Consider the following 20,688-nt stretch of genomic DNA (forward strand, 5'->3'; position numbering starts at 1 on the left):
CCGCTTTCGACGGGCACGTCGGGCGCTTGTTCAGCGGCTGCAGCCTTGGCAGTGGACACGTCTTCCATCCCTTTCCGCCCCGACGGCGGATGGTTGAAATCGGGCTTGTGCTTCATGAGGATAAAGTTCGTTCTCCAACCCCCCCCGTGCAATGAGCATGCCCGAAAAGCCTGTCAGGACGGCGGGGAGGCAGCGCCGGCAGGCAGCGGCGCGGGGGAAGGCTGGCCGGCGCGAATGGAAAGTCTCATCCGGATGGAGTGGTCGAAGGTGGGGCGCCTGTTGCTCGCGGTCGAGGTGCTTTCGCCGTCATCTGCCCGGCTCGATCGCGGTCTCAAGCGCGAGTTCTACGTGCGGGCCCCGGTGGACGAGTACTCGTATCCCGTCCCCAGCGGTGAAATAGCGGCCGCGCTCCATCGCCACGCCCGCGACACCGAAGAAGCGTGGCGACACGCTGGAGACCGCCGGATCGCGACGGTCGAGCGTCGGCACCGGGCGGCGCGGGCGTTGACTCGCCCAGGAACCGCCGGGTATCTTTGAATCCCGACAACAGCTATCGGGATTACTCGAACTCCGACCCCGTCCAGGCACCCGATCCGCCGCTTCACGATGCCGCCAGCCGAGCCAATCGAGTCGTCTGATACCCCCATCCGGCCGTGGTCGCCCACGGCCGGCAATGCCCCCGGGGCGCGCCGCGCACGCCGCATCGCCACCCGCCTTGCGCTCGTGCTCGCGGTGCTCGCGGTGGCCTCCGTGCTCGCCTGGCAGGCGGTGACGGCCTCCGGCAACCCCGATCCCACAGCAGCCCACGCCTCCGGTGCCGTGGCGATGTTCGACATCGGCGTGCTCACCTTCCGCGAGGGGTTGGAGTGCATCCTCGTCCTCGCCGCGATCACGGCCAGCATGGTGGGGGGCGAACAACCGTATCGCCGTCCGGTGGCGGCGGGAGCCGGCGTCGCATTCGCGGCGACGCTCGCCACCTGGTTTGCGGTGGCCGGCGTGATGACGCGGCTCTCGGAGAACATTCCCGCGCTCGACCTGCAGGCCGTTACGGGGCTCGTGGCCATTCTGGTGTTGCTGCTCGTCATGAACTGGTTCTTCCACAAGGTCTACTGGACGGGCTGGATCAGCGTGCACACGCGCCGGAAGAAGGAACTGATGCACGGTGCGGGGGTGGCCAACCGGCCGCCTGCTGAGCCCACGCCGGCGATCTCCCGCCGCCGGCTCCTCTGGGGGCTCGGGCTGCTCGGCTTCACCTCGCTCTACCGCGAGGGGTTCGAGGTCGTGCTTTTCCTGCAGAGTTACCGGCTGCAACTGGGCGACCTGATCGTGCTGCGCGGAGTGCTCGTGGGACTCGCGCTCACGTCCGTCGTCGCCGTGCTGACCTTCGTGGCCCAGCGGCGGCTCCCGTACCGCAAGATGCTGGTGCTCACCGGCGTGCTCCTGGGCGGCGTGCTGCTCGTGATGGTGGGCGAACAGGTACAGGAGATGCAGCTGGCGCGCTGGATTCCCACGACCACGATACACCCGTTGCGCACGTTCATCCCGGGTTGGGTGGGACTCTGGTTCTCCGTGTTTCCCACGGTGCAGACATTGGGCGCGCAGCTCCTCGCCGCGCTGCTCGTGATCGGATCGTACGTGGTGGCGCGGGCGCGCGTGGCGGCGGGGGCGGAGGCCTAGGCTTCAGCCCGTCTCGCCGTGCACCGCGGCGAACGTACGGCATGGGGGCTTCCATGAGGCCCCAATCCCGCGCCAGCCGCATCGCACGCCGGCGGGCCCCTTGAGGCGCGTCGGGCGCCGGCCTATAGTTCACATTATGCAACAATTGCCACGCGTGAAGCGTAGCACGAGCGCCGACCGGTGCGCCGAGGCCGTGGTGGACGCCGGGCTCGCCGTGTCGCGACTCGTGCGCGCCCAGTTGCGCCGCACCCGGCCCCGCGGGCTCACCCTGCCCCAGTTGCGCGCCCTGGCGTTCGTGAATGCCGACCCGGCCTGCGCTCCGTCGCAGGTGGCCGAGTACCTGATGCTCAGCCGCCCGGCCGTCACGCGCCTGTTGGACGGGCTCGTGCGCCGCAAGCTGGTCACGCGACATCCCGATCCCAGCGACCGCCGGCGACTCCGCCTCGCGCTCACGAGCGCCGGCCGCGCCCACCTCGAGTCGTACTTCGCCACCGCCCGCGCGATCGTCGCGGCGCGACTCGGCGCCCTCTCGGCGCGCGACCGCCGTGCAGTGGAACGCGCCATGCGCCTCGTGTTTCCCCTCATCGCCGCCACGCCCTCCGAGGACGCCTAGCGGTGGATCAGGACCGCGGCAAATGGGTGATCGCCGGCACGGTGATGATCGGCAACATCATGGCCGTGCTCGACTCGAGCATCGTCAACGTCGCGCTCCCCGACATGGCGGGCAACCTCGGCGCCACGGTCGAGGAGATCACGTGGGTGGTGACCGGGTACATCCTGGCCAACGTGCTGGTGATGCCGATCGTCGGCATGCTGAGCGCACGCTACGGCCGCAAGCGGCTGTACATGGTCGCGATCGCCGTGTTCACCGGGGCCTCCATGATGTGCGGCATGGCGCACACCCTGCCCGTGCTCGTGCTCTATCGCGCCGTGCAGGGGATGGCGGGCGGCGTGCTGATCACCGTGCCGCAGGCCGTGCTGCGCGAGAGCTTCCCGCCCGCCGAACAGGGACTGGCGATGGGCGTGTACGGGATGGGGGTGGTGCTGGCGCCGGCCATCGGTCCCACGCTCGGCGGGTGGCTCACCGATCGGTACTCCTGGCCATGGGTGTTCTTCATCAACGTGCCGATCGGAATCATCAACCTGTTCATGGTGCAGCGCGTGCTGCGCGATCCGCCGTACCTGGAGCGCAGGCGTGACCCGCTCGACGTGCCGGGGCTGGCATTCATGATCCTGGGGCTGGGCGCGTTCCAGCTCATGCTCGAGGAGGGCCAGCAGGACGACTGGTTCCAGTCCGCCTTCATCGTGCGGCTGGCGGTGGTGGCGGCAATCGGGATGGTGCTGTTCGTCTGGCGCGAGCTGACCACCGAGCGCCCCGCGGTGAATCTGCGCATCCTGCGGAACGTGTCGTTCGCCGCGGCCACGTTCCTGGGCGGGGTGATGGGCGCGGGACTGAGCGGCACGCTGTTCATCCTTCCGCTGTTCCTGGAGGGGCTGCTGGGATTCACGGCGATGGACGCGGGGCTCGCGCTCATGCCGCGCAGCCTCGCGATGCTCGTGGTGATGCCGATCGCGGGCCGCCTGTACAACCGGACAGGGGCGCGGTGGATGGTGGCGCTGGGGTTGATGTTCCTCGTCGTGGGCCACTGGCAGCTCTCGCACCTCACGACGCAGACCGGGATCTGGGATCTGGTGCTGCCGCAGGTGTGGACCGGCGCGGGGTTCAGCTTTCTGTTCGCAGCGCTGAGCACGGCGGCGCTCTCTGCAATTCCGAAGGCCCGGATGACGGCGGCCACGGGGGTGTACAACGTGGTGCGGCAGGTGATGGGCAGCATCGGGATCGCGGTCTTCGCGACCGCGCTCACGCACGGACAGCAGCGGTACTACGCCCTGCTGGCCGAGCACTCATCGAGCATCGTGGCGCGGCAGTGGCTGCGCGACGTGACGGGCCAGATGCAGGCGTTGGGGGCGAGCCTCGGAGTGGCGCAGCACCGCGCGCTGCAGTTGCTCGGATTGCGAGTGAGCGCGCAGGCGACGGTGCTGTCGTACAACGACATCTTCGCGGCCCTCGCGATCACGTTCGCGGCGGTGGCTCCGCTCATCCTGCTGCTGCCGCGGAAAGTGGACCACAGTGAGCCGATCGAGATCGCCGTGGAGTAGGCGCCGCATGCGCAGGTCAGCCAGCGGCGGCGAGCATCCTGCGCACGAGATTGAGCGCCGCCTGCGCCGCGCGCTGGCGAACCTCCTGCCGATCGCCCCACAAGTGGAGCGGCACGGCACGCACGTCGCCGGCAACATCGGCGGCGATCCACACCGTTCCCACCGGCTTCTCGGGAGTGCCGCCGTCGGGACCCGCGATGCCGGTGACCGCCAGGCCGATCCCGGCGCCGGTGCGCTCGCGCGCGCCAGTAGCCATCGCACGGGCGACCGGTTCGCTCACCGCCCCGTGCGCGCGGATCGTCGCGGCGGGCACGCCGAGCAGTGAGGTCTTGATCTCGTTGGCGTAGGCGATCGCGCCGCCCACGAACACGTCGCTCGCCCCGGGAATACGCGTCAGCCGCTCGCCCACCATGCCGCCGGTGCAGCTCTCTCCCACGGCTATCCTGAGTCCGCGCTCGCGACAGGAGTCCAGCACGGCGGCCGCGAGGTCCGTGTCGCCGTCGCCGTACAGATCGGCGTCGAACGCAGCGCGCAGCCGGCCGGCCGCGGCGTCCAGACGGCGGTCGGCCTCGGCCGCCGGCAGGCCGCGCACCGTGAGCCGCAGATCGACGCCGTCGACGTTGGGAAGATAGGCAAGCGACGCCTCGGGCACGCCGCCGGGGATCGCCGCCACGCGCTCGGCGATCAGCGATTCGGCCAACCCGGTGGTGCGCAGCGTGAGCGATCGGACCACGCGGTCGCCGCCCACGCGCGCGCGGAGCATGGGCAGCAGCGTGTCATCGAGCATGCCCCGCATCTCGCGCGGCACGCCAGGCAGCATGGCCACCCAATGGCCGAGGTCGTCTTCCAGCCAGATGCCGGGGGCGGAGCCGTGGTTGTTGCGAAGCTTGGTGGCGCCCTCGGGAATCATCGCCTGCTGGCGGTTGGCAGCGGGGATCTCCCGCCCGAAGCGGGTGCGCCACCGCTCGGCCATCCAGGCGAAGTGTTCCTCGTCGAAGCGCATCTCGCGTCCGAACAGCACGGCGATGGAGGGCTTGGTGAGGTCGTCGCTGGTGGGGCCGAGGCCGCCGGTGGTGATCACGGCGCCGGCGCGGTCGAGGCCGTCGCGCACCGCCGCTGCGATCTGCGTGGCTTCGTCGCCTACCGTGGTGCGGCGTTCGATCTCGACGCCGATGTCGGCCAGATGGCGGGCGATGTACGCGGCATTCGTATCGATGGTGAAGCCGAGGAGCAGTTCGTCCCCGATCGTGACCAGTTCAATCTTCATGTCCGGGCATCCGTGTCGGGTTCCGTGCCACGCCACCAATCTACACGCGGGCGGACATCGAGCACGGAGAGGTGGACCGGGGGATCCGGATCAGCGCGGCGCGGCGCCGAGGAGCCGCCCGAAGCGGCTCAGGTACAGCCAGAGCGAGTAGATGGTGAGCACCGTGGCGCCGATCATCATGAACACGCCGACGATGCCATTGAAGTTCGCGAAATAGCGCCATCCGTCACCGCTCCACTGGCGGTTCACGGCCACCGTGGCAATGAAGAACCAGAAGAAGGCCGAGCCCACCCACACGAGCTGCATGGCCGTCTTCCACTTGGCGGGGCCAATGGCGGAGATGACGACGCCGCGCGAGCGGGCGATCTGCCGGAACACGGACATGAACGCCTCGCGGCCGAGTATGACGACCGGGATCCACCAGGGGAGCCCGACGAGACCGAACGGGGTCACGAACGGGAAGGCGGCGAGACCGCTGGTCTTCATCACGGCGCCGACGGATCCGGCCACCATCGGGAGATGGAGCGGCGAGACGAGCGACGCCGAGGTCCCCGACCCGGTGAGCACGAACATCGGGACGAGGGTGGCCACGAGGAGGAGCTTGTCGGCGAGCGGATCGAGGAGCCGGCCGAGGTCGGTTTCCTGCGCACGCGACCGGGCGAGGTAGCCGTCGATGTAGTCGGTGATGGCGGCGAGGGCGAACAGGGCCCAGGCGGTGAAGCGGAGCGTGGACGACCCGGAGAAGGGCAGCCAGGCGATGAACGGCGCCGCGACGATGCGCCCCGCGCTCAGCCAGTTCGGGAGGTTCACTGGAGGCCCGCGCCGCTCAGGCCAGCGACTTGAGCACGAGCTTGCTCACCGCGCGCAGCGTCTCGAACACGCCGTCGCCGCTGATCGCCACGGCTTCGAAGTACTGGGCACGTTCCATCCACTCACCCGTGGGGAGCCGCTCGATGAGGTTCTCGCCTGCGTGATACGGATCGGGCGTCACGCGCTGGCGGACCACGTCGGACACTTCCCACCCCGGATTGAGGGCGGCCTGGAGATCGGCCACCGGCGCCGCGTTCGGCAGGTCGCGCTTGTTATACTGAACAACGAATGGCATTTTCGTGAGGTCGTACCCGTACTCGGACATGTTGTCGTACAGGTTCTGCATGGCCTCCTGGTTGGCCTCCATCCGCTCGAGCTGCGAGTCGCCCACGAAGATGATCCCGTCCACGCCTTTGAGGATGAGCTTGCGGCTGGCGTTGTAATACACCTGGCCGGGCACCGTATACAGGTGGAACCGGGTCTTGAACCCACGGATCGTGCCGAGGTCCACGGGCAGGAAGTCGAAGAACAGGGTGCGCTCGGTCTCGGTGGCGAGCGAGATGAGCTTGCCGCGCGTGTCGGGCTGCACCTTGCCGTAGACGTGCTCGAGGTTCGACGTCTTGCCGCCCAACCCCGGGCCGTAGTAGACGATCTTGCAGTTGATCTCGCGCGACGCGTAGTTGATCATCGACATGCTGTGGGTCTCCCGTTACTGGAACAGCTTGTCGATCTCGTCGTCGGCGCCGGCGAGAATGTTGGGCGCCGCCGGTTGTCCCGACGTGCCGCGCGTGAACACCGCTTCGAAGAGTCGCCTGAGTTCTTCGACTGTCTGCTTCATCTTGAGACGGACCAGGCCAAGGGTGGTGCGGTTGTCGAACAGGACGACCAGAATGACGCGCCCCGCGACGTCCGCCAGATACATCGATTCCTTCTCACCCTGGTGGAAGAGCGAGTTGAAATCCGACTCGCCGATGAGCTGAGCCAACTGGTCGTTGGCACTGAAATCGGCGGCGGTCAGCGAGGCGAACGTCGTGGGATCGAACTTCGGCTGCTCGCCGACCGTGGCCACGAGCTGCCCTGTGCGATCCACCAATAGCGCGCACCGCGCACTGCTGTCCGTGAGGAATCGCTGCAACGCCACCGTGATGGCATTGGAGTCGCCCTCCGTGAATGACCAGCTCGCTGCGCCAACGGACATGAGATCTCGCCTGTCTATTCGAGGTACGCGTGCATCCGCTGCAACATGCGCTCGCCGCGCCGGCGGAGGCGAGGTCTGGGCTCCCACTCCACGTATTCGGCGAGCAACCGGGCCGTCTTCGGCCCCGGCCGTCCCCTAAGGTAGCCCAGAGCAGCCATCCGCCGCACCGCGCTGCCACTGAACAGATCCCGCCGGGAACGCGCCATCTGCGCACTCCATGCCATGAGGCCCACCACGACCCCGCCCACGAACCCCGCGGCCATCGCGGCCCGATCGCGGTGTGCCACTACATCGCCCTCCGCGCCGACAGCGCCCGGGCAATGGTCACCCCGTCTGCATACTCGAGATCACCGCCCACCGGCAACCCCAACGCGATGCGCGTGACCGACACCTCCGCAGCGCCCGCGGTCGCAAGCTCCCGCTGCACGAGCAGCGCAGTCGCCTCGCCCTCGAGGCTCGGATTGGTGGCCACGATCACCTCCCGTACCTTCCCTGCACGCGCCCGCTCGACCAGCTGCGCCACGTTGAGATCGTCCGGACCCACGCCTTCGAGCGGGGACAACCGCCCGCCCAGTACGTGGTACACGCCGCGAAACTCTCCTGCCCGCTCGATGGCGCCGATGTCCGAGGCCTCTTCCACCACACATACCACCGCCTGATCCCGGCGCGGATCGCGGCAGATCACACACAGCGCTTCTTCGGTGAGGTTGAAGCACCGCTCGCACGGCTGCACCCGTTCACCCAACGTCAGCAGCGTCTGCGCCAGCCGCCGGCTCTGCTCCGTTGGCTGCTTGAGCAAATGGTAGGTAAGCCGGAGCGCGGTCTTGCGACCGATGCCCGGCAGCTTGGCGAATTCGGTAGCCAACTCGTCGATCGCGGACACGTTAGAACGGCAGCTTGAACGGAAGCTGAAGTCCGCCGGTCAGCGCACCCATGTGCTCCTGCGCCTGAGCCTGTGCCTTCTTTTGTGCCTCCGTAACTGCAACCACGACCAGATCTTCCAGCATTTCAACGTCGGCCGGATTGACCACCGAGGGATCGATCTTCACGGCCTTGACCGCCCCGGTGCCATTGACCTCCACGGTCACCAAGCCGCCGCCGGCGGCCCCGGTGACGACCATCTGCTCCAGCTCGGCCTGCATCTGTTGGACCTTGCCCTGCATCTCCTGCGCCTGCTGCAGGATCTTCATGAAGTCTCGCATCGCATCCGCAACGTAGTGAGGGTTAAAACTACCCCTCGCCGAGGGGCCTAAGCAAGCACGACCGCCTCAATCCACGACGTCCAGATCGAGGACGTCGATGGCGGCGCCGAGTATCGGATTCTGCTGGCGGAGTTTGTCCAGCCGCTGGCTGCGGATCATCGCGTCGGTCAGACGCTTTGGCGCGTCCCCCTGACCCGTTGTGGACACCGAAATGCGCGCCACGCCGGTGAACGACTCCCGCAGGATGGCCAGGATCTCGGCGTGTTTCTCCTCGATGACCTCGGCGTGGAACGGATTGGGTTCCTTCTGCTGAATGACCACCTCGCCCCCACCTTTGGCCGACACGGCGGACGGCGTGCCGTTTTCGAGTGCGCTGGCCAGGACGCTCATGCCGGCGGCACGCACCCGCTGCACCAGCTCGGCCCAACGCTCCGTCACCAGGCGCAGGTCCAGGGGCACGGGTCGCGGTGCGGACGAGGGCGACGCATCGGCCAGCATCACCGCCTGCGCCGGACGCGGGGCCGGGAGGTCGGCCGTCGGGGGCCGACCTGCCGCCGGCGCCGCCGGGAGCGGTGGCAACTCCGGGCCCGCCGCACTCACGGGCTGCCGGTTCGGCGCAGCGGCGTCGCGCCGCGGCGCCGTTCGCGCCGCGGCAGGTTGCGCTGCGGGCGCGGACCGCGGGGCGACGGCCGTGCCGCCACCTCCGCCCATGGCTCTCAGCACCTCTTCGATCTCCACGGTGCGGTCCATGAGAGCGAAGCGCACGAGCAGCATCTCCACGAGCATCTGCTGCTGGCCGCTCTTGCGGAACTGCGGTTCCAGTTCGGCCATGGCGCCCAGCATGCGCAGGAGATCACCCGCCGGGAGCCGCTTGGCGCGTTCAGCGAGCGCGAGGCGCGCCGGTTCGGAAAGCTCGGGGGCCGTACCGCCGAGCGTGATGGCGAGCTGCGCGCGAAGCATGTCGGCGAGCCCGGTCAGGAAGACGCCGAAATCGACGCCGGCGTCGGCGACACGCCCTACGAACGGGAACACGTCGCCAGCCCGCCGTTCGGCGATGATATCGAGCAGCGCGATGAACTCGTCCTCGGGCACGAGTCCCAGCGCCTCGCGCACGCGTGCGGCGGTGAGGGGGCCCTCTTCCATGGAGAGGACCTGGTCGGTGAGGCTGAGCGCGTCGCGCATGGAGCCGTCGGCGGCGCGCGCAATCATGCGCAGCGCCTCAGGCTCGGCGGTCACCTGCTCCGCTTTGAGAATCACCTCCAGTCGCTCGCGGATGTCGCCCGCGCCCATCCGTTTGAAATCGAAGCGTTGGAGCCGGCTGAGCACCGGGGCGGCGGCCTGGGCGATCTTCTGCGGCTCCGTGGTGGCAAAGACGAACACGACGCGCGGAGGCGGCTCCTCGAGGATCTTGAGCAGCGCGTTCCACGCCTCGCGTGTGAGCATGTGCGCCTCGTCCACGATGTACACTTTGTAGCCGTGCTCGCCCGAGGGGGCGTACATGGCGCGCTCGCGAAGCTCGCGGGCGTCGTCCACGCCGCGGTTGCTGGCCGCGTCGATCTCGACGACGTCCAGGGAAGCCCCGCCGCTCCAGATGCGCATGCACGCGTTGCACACGCCGCACGGCTCGCCCGCTTCGAGGGTGAGCGCCTCGTTCGAAGCGCTCCCGCCTCCCGCCTCCGCGCCTCCCCCTGCGGCGAGCGCCGCCCGGGCCGCGTTCAGCCGCTCGCAGTTGAGCGCCATGGCGAGTACGCGGGCAAGCGTGGTCTTGCCCACCCCGCGAGGACCGCAGAGCAGATACCCGTGAGCCACGCGGCCGCGCGCGATCGCCCCCTTGAGCGTATTCGCGACGTGCGATTGCACCGCGACGTCGGCGAAGGTCTTGGGGCGGTATTTGCGGGCGAGGGCGATGGACACGGGGGGCACTCGAGGGCGGCGGGAGCTGGCCACTGCGGTCTGGCTTCAGTGTGCAGGTCGCAATCTACAGCCGATCAGCTTCATCGAAAGTGACGCGCGCACGGCGGTCGAAAGCAAGGCGCGGGCGGGACCTCCCGTGTGGGAGGTGCACCGCCCGCGCAGTGTCCCAGGCCTGACGAAGCGACGCAAGACACCTCATGCCGCTGCTGCCTTCGGGGCCCTGACGGAGTTAGAAGGCTCACGCCCTCCGGGGCCTGGAACGAATGAAAGTTAGCCTGAGGCGGGGGCGCCCTCAAGCCGCCTTTCCCGACGCCGTCCTGGCCTCAGGCCCTGGCGAGAGCCCGCGCCAGCACCTGGGCGGCCGCTTTCACCTGTTCGGCGGAGACGTCCAGATGCGTGACGGCGCGGATGCGCGTGGCCGACCAGGCCGAGACGAGAACGCCTTCGGCCGCGCAGGCCTTGACCACCGGGGCGGCCGCGCGTCCGTCGGGCAGATCGACCATGACGATGTTGGTGTCCGGAACGACGACCCGGGCATTGCCGGCCCCGTCCACGATGCGGCCGAATTCCCGCGCGTGAGCGTGATCGTCGGCCAGGCGGGACAGGTTGTGTTCGAGGCCGAACAGCGCCGCGGCCGCAATGACCCCCGACTGCCGCATGGCGCCGCCGAACCGTTTGCGAATGCCCCACAGCTCTTCGGCGGCGGGAGCGGAGGTGGCCACGGCGGCGCCGATCGGAGCGCCGAGTCCCTTGGAGAACGCCACCATGACCGTATCGGCGGCGGCGGCGAAATCCTCGAGCGGCACGCCCGACGCAACGGACGCATTCCAGAGGCGCGCGCCGTCGAGGTGTACGGGGAGCTCGAGTTCCGTGGCGAAGGCCCGGATGGCCCGCATCTCGGCGAGCGGCACGATCTTTCCGCCGGCGCCGTTGTGCGTGTTCTCCACGCACACCAGACTGGGGCTGGTCATATGGCGCGCCCTCGGGCGCACGTAGCGTCGCATGTCGTCGGCCGTGGCGACGATGCCCGTGGGCGTCACGGGGCGGATCTGCGCACCGCTGAGCGCGGCCACGCCGGCCATCTCCCAGTGGGCGATGTGGGCGTCGTGGTCGAGGATGACTTCCGTGCCGGGCGTGGTGTGCAGATTCACGGATGCCTGGTTGGCCATGACGCCGCTGGGAAAGAACAGCGCGCGTTCCTTGCCGAGCAGTTCGGCCACGCGCCGCTCGAGCCGGAGCGTGGTGGGATCGCCATCGCGCTCGTCGTCGCCCACCTCGGCGTCTGCCATGGCCCGCCGCATCTCGAGCGACGGTTTCGTGACGGTGTCGCTGCGCAGATCGATGGGAGTCATGAGGGACGGCCTGGATTCATTCGTGGAAGACCTCGCGCTGCAATCGCCGCATGCGCCGCAACTCGTACACCTGCCCCACCTCGCCACCGAGGATGAACACGATCGCCGAGTAGTATACCCAGACGACGACGATGACGATGGCGGCGAGCGCGCCGGAGTACACCGACGCCGTATTGACGTGGTGGATGAAGACCGAGAACAGCTGCTTGGCCGCCTCGAACAGCACACTCGTGAACAGCGAGGCGACGAGGGCCGTCTGCCAGCGCACGCGACGGGCCGGCAGGTAGCGGTAGATGGCGAAGAACATGCTGGCGAGGAACAGGAACGCCACACCGCGCCCGAGCGCGTACTCGAGCGAGCCCATGACATCCTTGCGCAGGCCGAGGTCCATGAGGATCTCCACCCCGCGCGATCGCGCGATCGCGAGATACGCCGAGATGACGGTGTTGGCCACGAACAGCGCGGTGGCCAGGAGGGTCATTTTGACGTCGAAGATCTTGCCGGCGATGATGCCCCGGGTGGCGTCGACATCGAACACCTCGGCGACCACCGTGCGCAGCGAACCGAACAGCCGCGTGGACAGGAAGAGGAAGATGAGGGCGCTCCAGATACCCAGAGAATGATGGGCCTGGAGCGTGTCGTTGATCACGCGGTGCACGGTGGTGCCCACCGCGTCGCCGTGCGGGGGCAGCATGCGGTCGACGATGTCGGTGATCTCGGCGTTCGACATGGCCGGCGACAGATCGAGCACGAAGGTCAGGCCCGACACGAGCGTGATCACGAACGGCACCGACGCCAGCAGGACGTCGAACGAGACGCCGCTGGCAAGGAACAACACGTTGTCCTCGAACGAATTGTCCCACATGCGCACGAGATAGTCGCGCACCGCCCACCGCAGCTCCGAGAAGCGTGGCCGCCGGGTCATGCTTCGGGCAACGGTGGGCGGGATGGGACGGGCGACAGCTAGGCTTCGCCGTCGTCGGACGCCGCGCCCGCCTGGTAGGCCGACTTGGCCGCGGCGAGCCGCCGCTCGAGATCCTCACGAGCCTGATGCGCGGCCGCGCGGCCGCTGCCCACGGCGTGGCCGACCTTGCGCTTGCCCCGGTCGACCGCGTCCCGCGCCGAGTCCAGTCCGTCTTCCACGCGGTCGCGCGCGTCCTCGTAGACGTCGCCGGCCTTGTCGCGGAGATCCTCGGCCAGCTCCCGCGCCCGCATCTTGGCGCGGCGCCCGCGACGCACGATGTCACGGCGCGTGTCCTCGCCCGACTGCGGCGCGAACAGCAGCGCCACACCGGCGCCCACCGCGAGCCCGAGCAGGAACGGCATGACCCCGGGCCCGGATCTCTCGATCACGACCGCCCGGTCGTCGTTGCGCGTGTAGTCCGTCATTGGAGCCTCCTTTCAAAGATGAAACCGCCGCCGCGTCACTCGCCGGCGTCGGGGTCGTCCGGCGCGGCCGCCACGCCCGCGGTCTCCTCGTCGGGCAGCGGCCGGTGGATGACCGGCGCCGCCACGTACGTGGCAACCATCGCCGCGGTATTGCCGATGGCGAGCTGCTCGAACAGGAACGTGAACTTGGCGTCGTAGGTCCTGGCCAGATCGGCCTTGACGTCGGCCGGCAGATCCCAGAACCGGCGCTTGAACGGCCCCAGCGCCTTCTTGCGAGTTTTATAATAGAACTGTTCGTCGGAATCCGTAGCCTTGCGCTCGCCCTTGGCGTTGACGTCGAGCCAGGCGTAGATCTCGTCGCGCAACGCCGCCGGCAGGTGATCGTAGAGCATGTTCTGGAAGTTCGTCGCCAGGTGGATCTCCGCCGTCTCGCGCTTGGGAAAATTGTGGAAGGCGCTGTCGGGCAGGGTCGACGCGCCGTGCTGAACCGCCCCCGACAGCCCGTACTCGTCGCGCGCCGCCTTGGAGAGCCGTTCGAGGGTGTCGAGATCCAGTTTCACGTCGGCAATCGTACCGTCCGCCAGGACGATCCCGCCGTGCGACGTGCCCGACTGCACGCTGATCTTGGACACCCCCACCATCCCCTTGGGGCACGTGCGGTTGAAGCCATCCATGTAGGCGCGCAGTTCGCCCACCGTGCTGTTCTCCGTGCCGACCTCGCCGATCTCGCCACCCACGGAGATCGTCACGTCCACCGGCTCGGCGGCGCGGACGACCTTGAGGATGTCGACCCCGACCTCGTAGTTGAGCCGTTGCTGCTCGTCCAGCGTCGGCTTGGCGATGTCCACCAGCGTGGAGGTATCGATGTCGATGTTGTAGAAGCCGGCACCGATGGCCTCGTCGGCCAGCTGCTTCACGCCCCCCACCTCCGCCACCGCGTCGGTCGCGAACTTCTTGGCATTCACCTGGAAGTGGTCGCCCTGGATGAACAGCGGGCCGCGGAACCCTTCGCGCAGCGCCGCGGCGATCACCACCGCCACGTACTCCGCGGGGCGCTGGTCGGTGTAGGCGATCTCCGACCGCGCGATCTCCAGAATGAACGCCCCGGCCTTGAGGCGATTGGCGGTGCGGAAGATCGAGCGCGCCGTATCGTACGCCATGCCGCGCACGTTGATGGCCGGTACCGTGAACCCGTGCACCTCGCCGCGTCCGCGCGCCATGTACAGCTCGTGGATGGACGAGGGGCGCACGCCCACCGCCTGTCCCAGTTCCCAGAGCAGCCAGCGGGCGTGGTTCCGTTCCAACTCGCCGCCGAACACGGCCGCCCGCACGAGCGCGTCCATCACCGCGCCGGCCAGCGGCTTGGCGTCATTCACCTTCACGCGGTCGTTCGTCACCGATACCGCGGCGCCGAACAGGCCGTTCAGCGTGTCGACAATCTGGGGCATGGCTTCCTCGTGACCGGACCGGACGAGCACGGACGCGCCCCCGGGGCCCGGAGGTCGATCTGTAGTCTCAAGTTCGCCCAGTTCGCGGGCCGATTCAAGCGGGAGCTCTACACGAACGTCTTCGGATCGGGCTTGGGGAGCGTCTCCCACTCGCGGCGGGCCGCCTCGGCATCGGCGCGGCCGAGCATGGCGTAGGTGAACTGCTTGCCAAGTTCAACCCCGGGCTGATTGAGCGCATTGACCCCGTACAATTGGCCGGCGTAGATCGTGGCGACCTCGAGGAGCATCATCAGCCCGCCCACGTGCCATTCGTCGGCGTGGTCGAGATGGATGGTGAGGTTGGGACGTCCGCGCAGGGCCAGCGCGCCCGCCGTGGCGCGCCGCTCGATGTCGATCAACTCGCCCAGATGGTGGCCGCCCAGGTAGGCCAGTTCGGGCACGTCCTGATGCAGTTTGGGGATCGCCACGTCCACCGGATGTTCCGCCACCTGGACGAAGCTCACCGTCTTGTTGGGGGTCCCTTCCATGAACAGCTGCACCTGGCTGTGCTGGTCGGTGGCGCCGTGCGCGGCGAGCGGCGTGGGCCCGACGCCGGCGTCGCCGGGAATCCGGTGTTTGCCCAGGCTCTCGGCCCACAGCTGCACGAACCAGGCGGCAATGTCGCGCAGCGGATCGGAGTACGGCATGAGCACGTGAATGCCGCGCCCCGCCCGCGTGTCGGCCAGCCACTGGAGTACGCCGAACACGGCGCCCGGGTTCTCGCGCAGGGTGGCGGCGCGGCACCGCTTCTCCATGTCGGCGGCGCCGGCGAGCAGCGGCGTGGTCTTGATGCCGAGCAGCGCCGCCGGAAGCACGCCCACCGGGGAGAGCACGCTAAACCGCCCGCCGACGTTGGGCGGAATGTCGAGCGCCGCCACGCGTTCGTGCCGCGCGATGTCGCGCAGCGCGCCGTTCTCGGGATCCGTGACGAACACGAGGTGTTCCCGGGCCCGGTCGCCGAGTTGCGCGTTCAGCGCGCCGCGCACGATCAGGTACTGAGCCATCGTCTCGGCGGTGCCGCCGGACTTGGAGATGACGAGGAACAGCGTGCGGTCGAGCTTCACCCGCGCCATGACGTGGGCGATCGTGCCGGGATCGACGTTGTCCAGCACGTGGAGGCGCGGCTTGCCGCGCCGCTCCTTTTTCGCGAGGGTATTCCAGTCCCGCGTATTGAGCGCCTGGTGCAACGCGATGGGGCCAAGGGCTGACCCACCGATGCCGAGGAGCACGAGGTCATCGAACTTGCCCCGGGTGCCTTTGGCAAAGGTGCGCGACTGATCGTGCAGCGCTTTGTCGCGCGGGAGGTCGAGGAAGCCCAGCACGCCGGTGCCGCGCAGCTGCCTGACGGCGGCGTGGGTGGCGGCGAAGTCGCGTGCAGCGGCTTCCCACGCGTCGGTGGGAATGCCACCGGACACCGCGCCGGCCAGCATGTTCGTGTAATCGATGTGTATGGCCATGGTCAATCGATCCTCACGGTGAGGCCGTCGAAGGCCGGGGTGATGCCGCGCGGCAGTTCCGCTTCGAGATCGGCGTGAAAGTTGTCGTGCGTGAGGTGTGTGAGATACGTCCGTTCGGCCCCCACCTGGCGCGCCACGCGAATCGCCTCGGGGATGCTGAGGTGCGTGGGGTGCTCGGTGCGGAATAGTGCGTTGACGACGAGGACCTTCACGCCGACGATCTGTTCGAGCACTTCCTGCGGTACGGTTTTGGCATCGGTGATGTACGCGAGGTCACCGATGCGGAAGCCGGTGACGGTGACCCGCCCGTGCGGGAGCGCGAACGGCAGCACTTCGACGCCGCCGACGACGAACGATTCGCCGTGGCGGAACACGATGGCCCGCCCTTCGGGCTTGGACGTTCCGGGGAGCGGCCGGGCCGTCTCGTCGAACACGTAGCCGAACTTGGCGCGCACGCTGGCGAGCGTCTCGTCGGAGCCGTAGAACGGCAGGGGGCCGTCGCGGCGCACCGACACGGCGCGGATGTCGTCGATGCCGTGCGTGTGATCGGCGTGATCGTGCGTGAACAGCACCGCGTCCACGCGGTCGATGCCGGCGGCGATGAGCTGCAGCCGCAGTTCGGGAGGGGTATCGAGCAGCAGCCGCGTTCCGCCCTGCCCCTCCACCACCGCGCCCACGCGCGTACGCTTGTCCCGCGGGTCGGCCGAGGCGCACACCTTGCAGTGGCAGCCCAGCTGGGGCACGCCGAAGCTCGTGCCGGTCCCGAGGAACGTGAGCTTCACACCGTCTCCACCTTGAGCGTGTTGGTGGTGCCGGGCACGTCGAACGGTACGCCGGCGGTGACGATCGCGCGGTCGCCTTTCTGCGCCAGGCCGCGCCGGCGTACGACGTTGAGGGCCACCTGCACCATCGCCTCGTACGTATCGCAGTGCGGCACGAGTTCCGGGATCACGCCCCACAGCAGGGAGAGTTGGCGGTAGGTGCGCGGGATGTCGGTGAGGACGAGGATCGGCACGTTGGGGCGCTGCGAAGCGACGATGCGCGCACTGAACCCGCTCTTGGTGAACACGATGAGCACCGGCGCGCGGAGCATGCTCACCGCCGCGGCGCTGGCCGCGGCGATGGCGAATTCGTTGGACACCTCGCCGCCCGGTTCGCGCCACGCCTCACGCGGTTGCGCCCCGCGCTGCCGTTCGATCTCGTGAATGATGCGCGTCATCGCTTCGACGGCCAGCCTCGGGTACCCGCCGGCGGCGGTCTCGGCCGACAGCATCACGGCGTCGGTGCCGTCGAGGATGGCATTGGCGACGTCGCTGGCCTCGGCGCGCGTGGGGCGCGGATGCGTGATCATCGACTCGAGCATCTGCGTGGCGGTGATCACCGGACGGCCGAGCTTGTTGGCGATGGCGATGATGCGCTTCTGCGCGAACGGCACTTCCTCGAACGGGAGTTCCACCCCCAGATCGCCGCGGGCCACCATCACCCCGTCCGACGCCCGCACGATGCTCTCGATGTTCTCGAGCGCCGAGTCCTTCTCGATCTTGGCCACGATGAGGAGATCGCGCGGCAGCAGGCCCCGCAACTCGGTGATGTCCGCGGCGCGGCGCACGAAGCTCTGCGCGACGTATTCGAGCCCCTGCGTGATGGCGAACTGCACGTCCTCGCGGTCCTTGTCCGTGATCGAGGCCGCCGACACCTGCACGCCCGGCAGGTTCATCCCCTTGTGACTCTTGAGGAGCCCACCGTGCAGCACGCGCGCCCGGACCTTGCGCCCCTTCACTTCGAGCACGACCAGTTCGAGCAGGCCATCGTCCACCAGGATGCGGTCGCCATCGCCGACGTCGTCGGCCAACCGCTTGTACGTGACGGGGATCTCGCCAACGCCCGCGCTGTCTTCCGGGACGAGCACCCATTCGGCGCCCTCGCGCAGCTCGAACGGCTGCGCCAGATCCCCGATCCGGATGCGCGGCCCCTGCAGGTCGCCGAGAATGGCGATCGGCCGGTTCGCCTCGTCGGCCACGCGGCGCACGCGCGCGACCGTCTCCGCGTGCTGCTCGTGCGTGCCGTGGGAGAAGTTGATCCGGGCCACGTTCATCCCCGCGTCGATGAGACCGCGAAGGGCCTCGGGCGTGGCGGTGGCGGGGCCCAGCGTGCATACGATCTTCGTGCTGCTGAATCCCTTCGGGAGAGGCGGAGGGCTCGTCACGGGGCGGTGTTCCTCAACGGGCGGCCAGGGAGCGGCCGAGCTGCTGCGATTTCCTGGCCAGCCCGGCGATGAGAGTGTCATATGACTTCTGAAAACTGTCCAGGCCGTCCGCGAGCAGCTTGTCGGTCACCTGGCGCATCGACACCCCCGCCTCCTCGACGGCGGCGAGTTCCTGCCTGGCGCGGTCGAGATCATCGTCCACCGTGCGCCGCACCTCGCCGTGGTCGCGGAACGCCTCGATCGTGGCCGGCGGCATGGTATTCACCGTGTCGGGCCCGATCAGGTCCTCCACGTACATGACGTCGCGATACGCCGGGTTCTTGGTGCTCGTGCTGGCCCACAGCGGCCGCTGGAGCCGGCCGCCCTTGGCCGCCAGCGCGCGCCAGCGATCGGCCTTGAACCGCTCGGCGAACAGCGCATAGGCGAGCTTGGCGTTGGCCACCGCCGCCTTGCCCTGCAGCGCCTTGAGCTGCGCGGCCGGCTTGCCGGGATTCGACTTGACCAGCGCTTCCAATTGGGAGTCGACTTCCGTATCCACGCGACTCACGAAGAAGCTGGCCACCGACGTGATGCCGTCGATGGGCTTGCCGGCCGCCACGCGGTCCTCGAGGCCCGCCATATACGCGTCGATCACGCGATCGTGCGCGGTGATCGCGAACAGGAGCGTGATGTTGACGTTGATGCCGTCGCCGATGAGTTGGCGTACGGCCGCCGCGCCCTCGACGGTGCCCGGCACCTTGATCATCACGTTGGGCCGGCCGACCGTCTTCCACAGGCGGCGTGCCTCGGCGATCGTGCCGGCGGCGTCGTGCGCCCGGCTGGGCGAGACCTCGATGGAAACGTTGCCGTCGCCGCCCTTCGTGCCGGCGTAGACCCCGCCGAACGCGTCGCAGGCGTCGCGGACGTCGGTCGTGGCCAGCAATTCGAAGAGTTGCTGCGCGGTCAGATCACCCGCCGCCTCGCGGATCTGTGCGTCATACGTGTCGCCCTCGGCGAGGGCCTTCTCGAAGATCGTCGGATTCGACGTCATCCCGGTGAGCGCGTCGCCCGGGATGCGGCGCGCGAGATCGCCATTATGCAGCATGGCGCGCTCGATGAAATCGAGCCAGATGGATTGGCCCGCGTCGTGCAATTGCTGGAGTCTGTTCGCGGTCATGGCTTGCTCGTGCTGGAGGTCGGGCGGCATTGGGCACGCCCACGCTGTTCAACATACCTCGCGCGGCGCGGGGCCGTCACCGTGGCCCCACCGCCGCGCGGCCATGTTGCGCGAGCGAGTCCCGCCGAATGGCGTGCGGTGTCAGCGGTTGCCGACGTACTCCACACGCCAGACGCGGCCGTGCTGGTCGTCGGCAATGTACAGCGCACCATCGGGCCCCTCGGCCAGGCCCGTGGGGCGCCCGCCCAGTGCGGTGAACTTTCCGCCGGCAAAGAATCCGCCGGCGAACGTCTCGTACGCGCCATCCGGGCGATTGCCGCGCAGCGGCTGGAACACCACCCGGTATCCCGCCTGCGGCTCGGGCGCGCGGTTCCACGATCCGTGGAACGCGATGAAGACGCCGTGGTGGTAGCGAGCCGGGAAGTTGCCCTCGCGGTAGAAGAGCAGGCCATTCGGAGCCCAGTGCGCGGGGAAGGTGGCCACCGGCCCGAGCACGGTGGCGCAGCGGCCCTGGCGGTCGTCATGGCCGCCATACTCGGGCGCGAGCAGCATCTCGTGCTTGGGTACGTCGAAGTAGCAGTACGGCCACCCGTAGTCGCCGCCCTCCTTCACGTGAATCAGCTCCTCGGCCGGCGACTCGGCGCTCACTTGGTCCGTGTACTCCGGCCACAGGTTGAGTTGATCGCGGCCATGCTGCATGACCCACAGCGTGTTGTCTGCCGGGTCGATGTCCATCCCCACCGAATTGCGAATGCCAATGGCATAGTGTTCCCCCATCGGCTGGGTCTGATCCAGCTTCCGGGCGTCGAACTTCCAGATGCCGCCCCGGGTCTCGCGCTCCACGCACGGATCGATGCCGGGCACCGCCTTCTGCCGGTCGCGCAGCTGGCAGGCGTTGGTGGCCGTCCCGACGTTCACGTACATCACCCCGTTCTTGTCGATCACGAACGTCTTGAGCGGATGGTTGCCGCCGGCCGGGAGGTCCTTCACGACCGTGTCCGGCGGGCCCGACGGTTGCATCTGCCCGGTGGGCATGCGGTAGCGGAGCACACCCGTCCCGTCTTCGACGTAGAGATAACCTTCGAACAGACGGACCTCGCTGGAACCGAACTCGCCCCACGCCGAGCGCTCGTCGGCTACGCCGTCGTGATTCGTGTCGCGCAGCGCGGTGACACCGCGTGGGAACCCCCGCCCGCCCCTCCCCGCCACGAATACGTCCCCATTGGCGGCGACCACCATGTGGCGCGCGCCGGCCACATTGTCGGCGAAGAGCGTAGCGCAGAAGCCCTTTGGAAGTTGGAGACCGGCGCTGTTCGGCGCACAGTGTTGTGCCGCGGCGGCGAGCGGCGCCAGGGCGGCGAGGAGGGCGAGGGTGAAGGTCTTCATGCGATGGGAGCTCCGGTCGAGCGTGAA

General features: G+C 68.7%; 21 protein-coding genes and 1 other RNA gene. 4 read left to right on the plus strand and 18 right to left on the minus strand.

Features of this window, described 5'->3' with window-relative positions; all coding sequences use genetic code 11:
* Positions 1 to 234 precede the first annotated feature (234 nt).
* From VNF92_09565 to VNF92_09580, 4 genes are all read left to right on the plus strand, one after another.
* Positions 235 to 537 carry a hypothetical protein gene (locus VNF92_09565; GenBank protein ID HVA58125.1) on the plus strand — a complete coding sequence of 101 codons (303 nt, stop codon included), beginning with the start codon at positions 235 to 237 and terminating at the stop codon, positions 535 to 537.
* A gap of 69 nt (positions 538 to 606) precedes the next feature.
* On the plus strand, positions 607 to 1,677 hold the full coding sequence (locus VNF92_09570; GenBank protein HVA58126.1) for an FTR1 family protein: 1,071 nt from the start codon (positions 607 to 609) through the stop codon (positions 1,675 to 1,677).
* Positions 1,678 to 1,831: 154 nt separating this feature from the next.
* Positions 1,832 to 2,290: a MarR family transcriptional regulator gene (locus VNF92_09575; GenBank protein ID HVA58127.1), complete on the plus strand. Its 459-nt coding sequence runs from the start codon at positions 1,832 to 1,834 to the stop codon at positions 2,288 to 2,290.
* Between the two features lie 2 nt (positions 2,291 to 2,292).
* Positions 2,293 to 3,837: a DHA2 family efflux MFS transporter permease subunit gene (locus VNF92_09580; protein HVA58128.1), complete on the plus strand. Its 1,545-nt coding sequence runs from the start codon at positions 2,293 to 2,295 to the stop codon at positions 3,835 to 3,837.
* Between the two features lie 16 nt (positions 3,838 to 3,853).
* On the opposite strand, the gene VNF92_09585 is transcribed toward VNF92_09580, so the two are convergent.
* The 18 genes from VNF92_09585 to VNF92_09670 form a co-directional block, all read right to left on the minus strand.
* Complete coding sequence (locus tag VNF92_09585) at positions 3,854 to 5,104, minus strand: competence/damage-inducible protein A (GenBank protein HVA58129.1); 1,251 nt, start codon at positions 5,102 to 5,104, stop codon at positions 3,854 to 3,856.
* A gap of 90 nt (positions 5,105 to 5,194) precedes the next feature.
* A complete protein-coding gene (locus VNF92_09590) occupies positions 5,195 to 5,914 on the minus strand; it encodes a CDP-alcohol phosphatidyltransferase family protein (protein HVA58130.1) in 720 nt (239 codons plus the stop codon).
* Between the two features lie 16 nt (positions 5,915 to 5,930).
* Positions 5,931 to 6,608, minus strand: a complete 678-nt coding sequence (locus tag VNF92_09595; GenBank protein ID HVA58131.1) for a GTPase domain-containing protein — start codon at positions 6,606 to 6,608, stop codon at positions 5,931 to 5,933.
* 15 nt (positions 6,609 to 6,623) lie between these two features.
* Positions 6,624 to 7,112 (minus strand): roadblock/LC7 domain-containing protein, encoded by a 489-nt coding sequence (locus VNF92_09600; protein HVA58132.1) that lies wholly within the window; start codon positions 7,110 to 7,112, stop codon positions 6,624 to 6,626.
* Positions 7,113 to 7,126: 14 nt separating this feature from the next.
* Positions 7,127 to 7,399, minus strand: coding sequence for a hypothetical protein (locus VNF92_09605; GenBank protein ID HVA58133.1), 273 nt, complete (start codon positions 7,397 to 7,399; stop codon positions 7,127 to 7,129).
* Entirely contained in the window at positions 7,399 to 7,995 is a 597-nt protein-coding gene (gene recR / locus VNF92_09610) for a recombination mediator RecR (GenBank protein ID HVA58134.1), read from the minus strand. Before recR ends, VNF92_09605 begins: the two co-directional genes overlap by 1 nt.
* A gap of 1 nt (position 7,996) precedes the next feature.
* Positions 7,997 to 8,302, minus strand: a complete 306-nt coding sequence (locus VNF92_09615; GenBank protein ID HVA58135.1) for a YbaB/EbfC family nucleoid-associated protein — start codon at positions 8,300 to 8,302, stop codon at positions 7,997 to 7,999.
* Between the two features lie 78 nt (positions 8,303 to 8,380).
* Positions 8,381 to 10,228: a DNA polymerase III subunit gamma/tau gene (gene dnaX / locus VNF92_09620; protein HVA58136.1), complete on the minus strand. Its 1,848-nt coding sequence runs from the start codon at positions 10,226 to 10,228 to the stop codon at positions 8,381 to 8,383.
* 162 nt (positions 10,229 to 10,390) lie between these two features.
* Positions 10,391 to 10,487: signal recognition particle sRNA small type (gene ffs / locus VNF92_09625), an RNA gene on the minus strand.
* Between the two features lie 64 nt (positions 10,488 to 10,551).
* Positions 10,552 to 11,580: a GntG family PLP-dependent aldolase gene (locus tag VNF92_09630; GenBank protein HVA58137.1), complete on the minus strand. Its 1,029-nt coding sequence runs from the start codon at positions 11,578 to 11,580 to the stop codon at positions 10,552 to 10,554.
* A 16-nt stretch (positions 11,581 to 11,596) separates the two neighbouring features.
* Entirely contained in the window at positions 11,597 to 12,505 is a 909-nt protein-coding gene (locus tag VNF92_09635; GenBank protein ID HVA58138.1) for a YihY/virulence factor BrkB family protein, read from the minus strand.
* Between the two features lie 38 nt (positions 12,506 to 12,543).
* The gene (locus tag VNF92_09640; protein ID HVA58139.1) at positions 12,544 to 12,969 is read right to left on the minus strand and encodes a YtxH domain-containing protein; all 426 of its coding nucleotides are present in this window, start codon (positions 12,967 to 12,969) and stop codon (positions 12,544 to 12,546) included.
* Between the two features lie 35 nt (positions 12,970 to 13,004).
* On the minus strand, positions 13,005 to 14,417 hold the full coding sequence (locus VNF92_09645; protein ID HVA58140.1) for a class II fructose-bisphosphate aldolase: 1,413 nt from the start codon (positions 14,415 to 14,417) through the stop codon (positions 13,005 to 13,007).
* Positions 14,418 to 14,524: 107 nt separating this feature from the next.
* Entirely contained in the window at positions 14,525 to 15,913 is a 1,389-nt protein-coding gene (locus VNF92_09650) for a glucose-6-phosphate isomerase (GenBank protein HVA58141.1), read from the minus strand.
* Positions 15,914 to 15,915: 2 nt separating this feature from the next.
* On the minus strand, positions 15,916 to 16,695 hold the full coding sequence (locus tag VNF92_09655) for an MBL fold metallo-hydrolase (protein ID HVA58142.1): 780 nt from the start codon (positions 16,693 to 16,695) through the stop codon (positions 15,916 to 15,918).
* Positions 16,692 to 18,119 (minus strand): pyruvate kinase, encoded by a 1,428-nt coding sequence (gene pyk, locus VNF92_09660; protein ID HVA58143.1) that lies wholly within the window; start codon positions 18,117 to 18,119, stop codon positions 16,692 to 16,694. The genes VNF92_09655 and pyk overlap by 4 nt, the downstream gene beginning before the upstream one ends.
* A gap of 13 nt (positions 18,120 to 18,132) precedes the next feature.
* Complete coding sequence (gene tal / locus VNF92_09665) at positions 18,133 to 19,275, minus strand: transaldolase (protein ID HVA58144.1); 1,143 nt, start codon at positions 19,273 to 19,275, stop codon at positions 18,133 to 18,135.
* Between the two features lie 141 nt (positions 19,276 to 19,416).
* Positions 19,417 to 20,661: a PQQ-dependent sugar dehydrogenase gene (locus tag VNF92_09670; protein HVA58145.1), complete on the minus strand. Its 1,245-nt coding sequence runs from the start codon at positions 20,659 to 20,661 to the stop codon at positions 19,417 to 19,419.
* Positions 20,662 to 20,688: the final 27 nt, after the last annotated feature.

This window comes from Gemmatimonadaceae bacterium (genome assembly GCA_035533015.1).
GTDB lineage: Bacteria > Gemmatimonadota > Gemmatimonadetes > Gemmatimonadales > Gemmatimonadaceae > JAGWRI01.